The 8,106-nt window shown below is 65.6% G+C and carries 7 protein-coding genes; 6 read left to right on the top strand and 1 reads right to left on the bottom strand.

All coding sequences use genetic code 11. The annotated features are described in order from the left end of the window. Positions 1-152: 152 nt before the first annotated feature. Positions 153-1,643, bottom strand: coding sequence for an agmatinase family protein (locus IL54_RS09420; RefSeq protein ID WP_037478247.1), 1,491 nt, complete (start codon positions 1,641-1,643; stop codon positions 153-155). Positions 1,644-1,927: 284 nt separating this feature from the next. On the opposite strand from IL54_RS09420, the gene IL54_RS09415 reads away from it, so the two are divergent. The 6 genes from IL54_RS09415 to IL54_RS09390 form a co-directional block, all read left to right on the top strand. Then, the gene (locus IL54_RS09415) at positions 1,928-2,515 is read left to right on the top strand and encodes a hypothetical protein (protein ID WP_052027631.1); all 588 of its coding nucleotides are present in this window, start codon (positions 1,928-1,930) and stop codon (positions 2,513-2,515) included. Between the two features lie 61 nt (positions 2,516-2,576). Beyond that, positions 2,577-3,029 carry a (2Fe-2S)-binding protein gene (locus IL54_RS09410; protein ID WP_037475084.1) on the top strand — a complete coding sequence of 151 codons (453 nt, stop codon included), beginning with the start codon at positions 2,577-2,579 and terminating at the stop codon, positions 3,027-3,029. After that, the gene (locus IL54_RS09405) at positions 3,026-5,209 is read left to right on the top strand and encodes a xanthine dehydrogenase family protein molybdopterin-binding subunit (RefSeq protein WP_037475082.1); all 2,184 of its coding nucleotides are present in this window, start codon (positions 3,026-3,028) and stop codon (positions 5,207-5,209) included. The genes IL54_RS09410 and IL54_RS09405 overlap by 4 nt, the downstream gene beginning before the upstream one ends. A gap of 178 nt (positions 5,210-5,387) precedes the next feature. After that, positions 5,388-6,191 carry a peptidyl-prolyl cis-trans isomerase gene (locus tag IL54_RS09400; RefSeq protein ID WP_052027630.1) on the top strand — a complete coding sequence of 268 codons (804 nt, stop codon included), beginning with the start codon at positions 5,388-5,390 and terminating at the stop codon, positions 6,189-6,191. A 1-nt stretch (position 6,192) separates the two neighbouring features. Further along, a complete protein-coding gene (locus IL54_RS09395; protein WP_052027629.1) occupies positions 6,193-7,185 on the top strand; it encodes a HupE/UreJ family protein in 993 nt (330 codons plus the stop codon). Further along, positions 7,182-8,106 (top strand): tetratricopeptide repeat protein (locus IL54_RS09390; protein WP_037478241.1); only part of this gene is annotated, 925 nt, incomplete at its 3' end. The genes IL54_RS09395 and IL54_RS09390, both read left to right, overlap by 4 nt.

The raw sequence follows: 8,106 nt of genomic DNA, 5'->3' as shown, positions 1-8,106 counted from the left end.
ATGCCTCAAATACCAGTCCCCAAACGACGCCCTCGCTAATCAGACGGAACTCAACACGAAAGCCGGGGCCCAGAGTCCCAGGCGCTGTGTCATGTGGCCCTGGGCCCCGGCTTTCGCCGGGGAACGGGATTGCGTGTTTGGGCGGTGCGTGATCAGGTGGTCGGACGCCGCCGCCCACCCCGCCCATAAGTTGGATCGACCTTCTCGGTCTTGCCGTCCTTTGCGGCCTTTTCGCCGTAGAAGGGCTGGCCGTGTTCGGTGGTGAGGTCGGACAGGAAGCCCGGCTGCCGGATGCCCTTCTTGCGCATCGCTACGCCGGTCAGGCAGGCGTGCATGATGAAATTGGCGTTGAGCGCGCTGCGATAGGTGGGGTCCAGCACGGGGGCGAGTTCGACGATTTCGAAGCCGACCAGTTCATTTTCGGCGCAAAGCCGCCGCACGATCGGGATCGCCTCGCGCATCGTCAGGCCGCCGGGGACGGGCGTGCCGGTACCGGGGATGAAGGCCGGGTCCAGCACGTCGACGTCGAACGAGATGAAGATCTTCTTGCCGCTCTCGCGCGCTTCCTTCAGTGCGCGCTCCATCGTCGCGGCCCAGCCATTTTTCTCGATCTCCGGCATCGCATGGTAGCGCACGCCATTGTCGCGCATCCATTCGAAACCTTCCTTTTCGGGCCAGGGGCCGCGCAGGCCGACCTGGATGTAATTTTTGCCCAGGACATGGCCTTCCTTGACCGCGCGATAGACCGGCGCGCCATGGGTGATGAAATGCACGCCGCCCTTGCCCGCATCATAATGCGAATCGAAATGGACGACGCCGAAACTGCCCTTGCCATGGACATCGGCAAGGCCAGCGACATCGCTATATTCGAGGCTATGGTCGCCGCCGACGATAAAGGGCAGCGTGCCGGTGCGGGCGATTTCGGCGACCCGCTCGCGGACATGGGCGACGGTGCGTTCGGTCGACATATTGTCGATGGCGATGTCGCCATAATCGACGATCTTCAATTCCTTGGACGGATCGACCATCGTGTACATGTCGATGCCGCCCGCGCCATATTGGGTGCGCATCGCCGACGGGCCGCCCTTGGCCCCGCGATAGCCCGATCCCATGTCGAGCGGCGCGCCGACGATGGCGACGTCCACTTTGCCTGCGATCAGATCTTCGGGGAAGATCGCGACGGGTGCGCCGGCGAAGGTGGCGATGCCGCCGCCATAGACGCCGCCGCCGCGGCCATTGGCGTAATAGCTCAGTTCAAACGGCCCGGCTTCGCGCTTGGGGTCAAGGCCGGATGGGCGACGCAGTTTCCAGCCGTTGAAATTTTCATTGTCGGTATCGAGCGGGATCGCCGCCATGTCCGTCTTGGCATTGAATTTCGCGGCCTCGACCGCGTCCATCATCGCCTCGATATAGGCGTCGATTTCCTGCGGGCTCTTGGTCGCCAGTCGCTCGAACAATTTGTCGTAGGAACCGGCGAACATTTCGGCCGGGTCGGATGTCAGAAACTCGCGCTTGGCCTTGGGCAGATCCTTGATCTTGGCTTCCAGCGCGGGGGGAATGGCGGGCTTGTCGGACTGGGCGATCACCGCCGCCGACGAAATCACCGTCGCCATCAGCAATGCGCCCAGCGCCATGCGTTTCATCGTCATCTCATTCCCCCGAACCCTGGTCCATTCCGCCCGGCAGGCTATGGCAGGGGTGCGCGTCTGGCAAATGGGGTGATTGACGTAGCGGCTGGGTAAAAGACCCGGACCTTGCGTGCAAGGTCCGGGTCTTGGCAGCGGCCATGGGAGCGGCGATTATCGTCTGCCTACGTGGTCGGGACTCCTGCGAGCAATCCCGGCCAGGACGATAGCAGCGGGCTGACGCGCGGCCCTACGTCAAACGCCCTATCGAGGCGCTTTGGCGGTTCCGGTAGCGCCGCCCTATGTTGATCGCGTCGCTGTTCCTGTTGTGGATGGTCGTCATCCTGCTGGTGGTGGCGGTGGTCGCCCTGTCGCGGCAAGTGCGGGCGATGCAGGAGGGGGCCGGGGCGGTTGCGCCCCGCGCCGTGGTGGCCGTGCCTGGCCGCGCTGCGCCCGTGGTGAGCGCGCCGACGCTGGCGGGCGATATGCTGACCATCGGTGGGCCTAGCGCGGATGGGCGCGCGCAATTGCTGCTGTTCATCGCGCCCGGCTGCGCCGCCAGCCGCTCCGCCGTGCGCGACGCGCTGGCGCTGACGAACCGCACGCAGTTGCGGCTGCTGTTCCTGGGCGAAGGGCGGGCGGAGGACTATGCCGACATGCTGCGCCAGCATCGCATCCGCGACATCGACATCATCCTCAATGCGCAGGTCGGCGCGGATTTCCGTATCGGCACCCGGCCCAGCGCCGCGTTGATCGATGCGGGCGGGCGGCTGCTGGCGCGCGGGGCGATTGACGGGCGCGCGCAACTCGAAGCCTTGTTGGCGCATGGGCAGGCTGACGCGGCTGCTGGGCAGGATACGGATACAAAAATTGTGGCGCTTGCGTCATGAACCGGCTGGACAGGGCGTGGCGATCAGGCATCTTGGGCGGGGCATGAGAGGGAATGACGGCATGGCGATCAGTCTGACGGTGAATGGCGTGGCGCGGCAGGTGGCGGGCGACCCCGCCAAGCCACTGCTATGGGTGCTGCGCGAGGATCTGGACATGGTGGGGACCAAGTTCGGGTGCGGCGCGGGGCTGTGTGGCGCCTGCACCGTCCATGTCGATGGCAATGCCGTGCGATCATGCCAGACGCCGCTGGGCGATGTGCAGGGGGCGAAGATCATAACGATTGAAGGCGTGGCGAAAAGTGCGGTGGGCCAGCGTATCGCCGACAGCTGGATCGCGCAGGACGTGCCGCAATGCGGCTATTGCCAGGCCGGGCAGATCATGAGCGCGACCGCGCTGCTGAGCCAGACGCCAAAGCCGAGCGACGAGGAGATCGATGCGGCGATGATGGGCAATCTGTGCCGCTGCTCCACCTATGTCCGCATCCGCGCCGCGATCAAGGCGGCGGCGGCATGAGCGCCGCGATCCTCTCGCGCCGGGGTTTCATCTCCGCTTCGCTTCTCGCAGGCGGTGGCTTGTTGTTCGACTTGGCTGTGCCGATGGCGCAGGCGGCGGACGGCACGCCGGTCATCCTTAATGCCTTCATCCGCATCCTGCCCGACAATCGCGTCATCATCGGCGCGAAAAATGCCGAGATCGGCCAGGGTGCCAAGACGATGCTGCCGATGATGATCGCCGAGGAACTGGACGTCGACTGGGCGCAGGTCACGGTCGAACAGACCCATGCCGACGCTGCGATCTTCGGTGGCCAGAGCGCAGGCGGCAGTCGCACGACGCCGCGCGAATGGATTCCCACGCGCCAGGCCGGTGCAGCGGCGCGGGCGATGCTGGTTGCGGCGGCCGCGGCGCAATGGGGCGTTGGCGCGGAGACGCTGACGACCGGCAGCGGCAAGGTGACCGATCCCAAATCGGGCAAGTCGGTGGCTTATGCCGCGCTGGCGGCAGCGGCGGCGAAGCTGCCTGCGCCTGATCCGGCGACGCTCAAACTGAAAGACCCCGCCAGCTTCCGCATCATCGGCCAGTCGGTTGTCGGGGTCGATACCCCCGCGATCGTCGCGGGCAAGCCCTTGTTCGGGATCGATTTCAAGCTGCCCGGCATGTTGTATGCGGTGCTGGAAACCTGCCCGGCCTTTGGTGGCACGTTCACATCGGCTAATCTGGACGCGGTCAAGGCGTTGCCGGGCATCGCCCATGTGCTGCCGATCAAGGGCGATGGCACGGCGGAATCGGGCTATGATGGCGTGGCTATCCTGTCGACCAGCTGGTGGAGCGCAAACAAGGCGCGCGAGACGCTCAAGGTCGAGTGGGACACCAGCGCCGTCGCTGGCTTCTCGACGGAAAGCTATGCCACGCAGGCTGTGGCGCGGGGGAAGGCGAAGGCCGATACCGACATCACGCGGACGGGCGATGTGGACGCGGCTTTCGCGTCGGCGGCGAAAGTCGTGCGCGCTGACTATAGCTACCCCTTCCTTGCCCATGCGACGCTGGAGCCGCAAAATTGCACGGCTTTGTTCAAGGATGGGGCGATCGAAATCTGGGCGCCGACCCAGAACCCGGAAAATGGGCGCGGGCTGGTGGCCAAGGCGCTGAACCTGCCGCCGGATAAGATCCGCATCAATTTCTCGCGCATCGGCGGCGGTTTCGGGCGGCGGCTGATGAACGATTATATGGTGCAGGTCGCGATGATCGCCGCGCAATTGCCGGGCGTGCCGGTCAAGCTGCTGTATAGCCGCGAAGACGATATGCGCCGCGATTTCTATCGTCCGGCGGGCTGGCATGGATTCCGCGCGGCGCTGGACAAGGGCGGCAAACTCACCGCGTTTCACGATCATTTCGTGACCTTCGGCAAGGATGGCAAGGCGGTGCGCGGTGGCGATCTGCCCGCGCATGAACTGCCCGCCGGGCTGATCGAGCATGTGCTGCTGGAACAGAGTTTTCTGCCGACCAACATGCCGACCGGCTGGCTGCGCGCGCCAGGCTCCAATGCGCTGGGTTTCGTGACGCAGGCTTTCATGGACGAAGTTGCGGTGGCGGCGGGCAAGGATTTGCCCGGCCTGATGCTCGAATTGCTCGCCGACCCCAAGGAAATGCCGCGCGGCACCAACCAGCCGCCCTTCGTCACCGCGCGCGCCAAGGGCGTGATCGAGAAGGTGGTGGCGATGGCCAACTGGTCCGGCCACAAGGCGCTGCCCAAGGGGCGGGGCCTCGGCTTTGCCTTCTATTACAGCCATATGGGCTATTTCGCCGAGGTGCTGGACGTGGAGGTCGCCGATGGCGTGCCCAAGGTGAAGACCGTCTGGGTCGCGGGCGATGTCGGCAGCCAAATCATCAACCCGATCAACGCGCTGCATCAGGTGCAGGGATCGGTGATCGAGGGGCTGGGGCAGGCGCTCGCCGGGCAGGCGATCACCCAGGTCGCGGGCGCAGTCGAGCAGGGCAATTTCGACACCCACCCGCTCCAGCGCATCCCCGACACCCCCGCCATCATCGTGGAATTCGTGAAGACCGATTATCCGCCGACGGGCCTTGGCGAACCGGCCTTGCCCCCGGTGATTCCGGCGCTGGTCAACGCGATCCATGCGGCGACGGGGAAGCGGATACGCAGCCTGCCGGTGACGGCGGAGATGCTCGCCTGACATCAAAGCGTGTCCTCCAGGAAGCGCGCCAAACTGGCCCTGCGACGGTGTGAACTTCGGTATTTGGCTGAGGAAGGGCGACTGGCCGCGATGTCGGCCCATGCGTCATTTGACGTAGAGGGGGGATAGGCTGGGGTTGCCATAACCCGGTGGTGCCTAGTGAAAGGGTCTTGCGCTGATGCGCCGTCTGTCTGCTTCGCTGCGGGGATTTTTCGCCCGCGATCCGTTCATCCTGTTCCTGGCGGTGTCGGGCGTGATCTTTGCGCTGTACTGGGCGGTGACGGCGCGGCGCGAGACGATCGACGTGCCTTTGTCGGTCCAGAAAAGCCTGTCCGACGATTATGAGATGATGGCGGGCAAGAAGCCGGATGCGGAGGCGCGCGCCAAGCTGATCCATGATTATGTCGCCGACGAATTGCTGTTCCGTGAAGCCGTGGAGCGGGGCATGCACATGACCGACAAGACCACCAAGCAGCGGCTGATTGACCGGGTGCGCTTCATGATCGCGGGCGCGCCAGCCGAGCCGAGCGAGGACGCGTTGATGGGCTATTATGCGGCGCATCGCGACCTGTACCGCGCCGAGCCGCGCCTGTCGGTGGACCATGTGTTCTTCGAACAGCGGCCCGCTAGTGCGCCCGCCTTGCTGGCGCAGTTGAACGCGGGTGGGACGGTCAAGGGCGATGATTTCTGGATGGGGCATGATCTGCCCGATTATGGCGTGTCGATGCTGCGCGGCATGTTCGGCCAGCCTTTCCTCGATACGCTGAACAAGACGCCGACGGGCCAGTGGATCGGCCCGCTGCAATCCACGCGCGGCTGGCATTTCGCGCGGGTGCGTGATCGTGGACCGGCTGCGATGCTGGCTTATCCCGCGGTGCGTGATCAGGTGAAGCAGGACTTCCTGGCCGAGCAGAGCGGCGCGCTGGTCGAGAAGGAAGTGCAGAAGCTGGAGGATGGCTATCGCGTGCGGGTGGAGCAATAGGATGCTGCGTTGGCTGCTCCTGCTGCTGGCGTTCGTCGCCGCGCCCGCACAGGCCGATGTGTTCCGCGTCGGCGACTATGCGATCCAGCCGGGCATGGAGCCAGGCAGTTTCGACCTGAGCGCTTCCATCCCGTCCGTTCTGGCCAGTAACCACCCGCTGGGCCTGCCCGAAGGATGTCGCGAGACGGCGCGCGAGCGGCTGAACGAGGCGACCGTCACCCGCTATGCGATCAGCATCGATTGCGACCGGGCCATCACCGCAGAGGATGCGATCATTACGCCATGGGCGGTCGATGGCGGCACATTCCTGTCGACCGCCACCGGAACGCGGGTGCAGCAGGCGTTGCAGCCAACGGGCGATACGCTCTCGCTGCCGATCGGGGCTGTGGCGGCGCGGCAGCGGGCGTTGCCGGAGATCGCTGTCGAATATACGTGGCAGGGGATCATCCACATATTGGGCGGGTGGGATCATCTGGCCTTTGTCCTGTGCCTATGCCTGTTGGCGCGGGGGCGCTATCTGTTGGCGCTGGTGACGACCTTCACCATCGGCCATTCGCTTAGCCTGGCGCTGGCCTTCTTCGACATCGTCAAGGTGCCGGTGCCGCCAGTGGAAGCGGTGATTGCGCTGTCGATCGCCTTCATGGCGCGCGAGGCGATCCGGGCACGGGCGGAGGACATGGCAGACCCGCACCGTCGCCGTCGCCAGCTTGCCGTGGTCGCGGGCTTCGGGCTGCTCCATGGCCTGGGCTTTGCCACCGTGCTGCGCGAACTGGGTGTTGCACCGGACGAGCGGCTGTCGGGCCTGCTCTTCTTCAATGGCGGGGTCGAACTGGGGCAGTTGATCTTCGTTGGCTGCGTGCTGGGCGTCATGAAACTGGCGGCGATCTTCGACCGGGATCAGTGGGTGCGGCAGGCGGCGCTCTATGGCGCGGGGATCGTCGGCTGTTTCTGGATGATCGAGCGGGTGGCCGGCTTCACCCTGGGGACGGCATGACGCTGGAGGCGCAGGCGCGCGCGGCGCTGGCGCGGGGCGATCTGGCGCAGGCGGCGCAGGCGGCGCAGCAATTGGCGATGACGCGGCCGGACGATCCGGCAGGCTATTTCCTGCTTGGGCTGGCCGCGGCAGAGGCGGGGCAGGTGGCCAAGGCGCTGCCGATGCTGGAACATGCGGTGGCGCGCGGGCCGGAGGCGGAACATCTCGCCCAATATGCGCGGTTGCTGATCCTGTTGCGGCGCGATGGCGAGGCGGGGCAGGCTGCGCGGCAGGCTTGGGCGATGGGGCCGAGCGACGCACGCACGTTCGACACGATTGGTTGCGTGCTGGCGCGGCTGGGCGATCATGCGGCATCGCTGGCGCCCTTTGAAGCGGCGGTGGCGGACGAGCCGGATAATCTGGACTATCGCTATAATCTGGCAGCGGCCTGCGGTTTTACCGGGCGGGTCGAGGCGGCCGCCAGCCATTATGAGGTCATCCTGACGGCCGATCCCGGCAATGCGCGCGCGCATTATGGGCTGAGCCTGTTGTCGCGCCAGACCGAGGCGGCCAACCCTGTGCCCCGGCTGGAAGCGGCGCTGGCGCGGGCGGATCGACCGGAGGATGCGTTGCGCATCCGCTATGCGCTGGCCAAAAGCCATGAGGATATGGGCCATGCGACCGAGGCCTTTGCGCATTTGTCGGCGGCGAACGCCGCGCATAAGCGCGCCATCGGTTATGATTTTGCGCAGGACGAAGCGATCTTCGATGCGATCGAGCGGTTATTTGGCGATGGTCCGCCCTCCAGATGGGGGGCGGGGCTGGAGAGCGCGGCGGCGCCGATCTTCGTGACCGGCATGCCGCGCACCGGCACCACATTGGTCGATCGTATCCTATCCTCGCATCCGCTCGTCGGATCGGCGGGCGAGTTGCAGGCAATGC

The sequence above is a fragment of the Sphingobium sp. ba1 genome (genome assembly GCF_000743655.1).
Taxonomy (GTDB): Bacteria; Pseudomonadota; Alphaproteobacteria; order Sphingomonadales; family Sphingomonadaceae; genus Sphingobium.
This window is presented reverse-complemented; position numbering and strand designations above follow the sequence as displayed.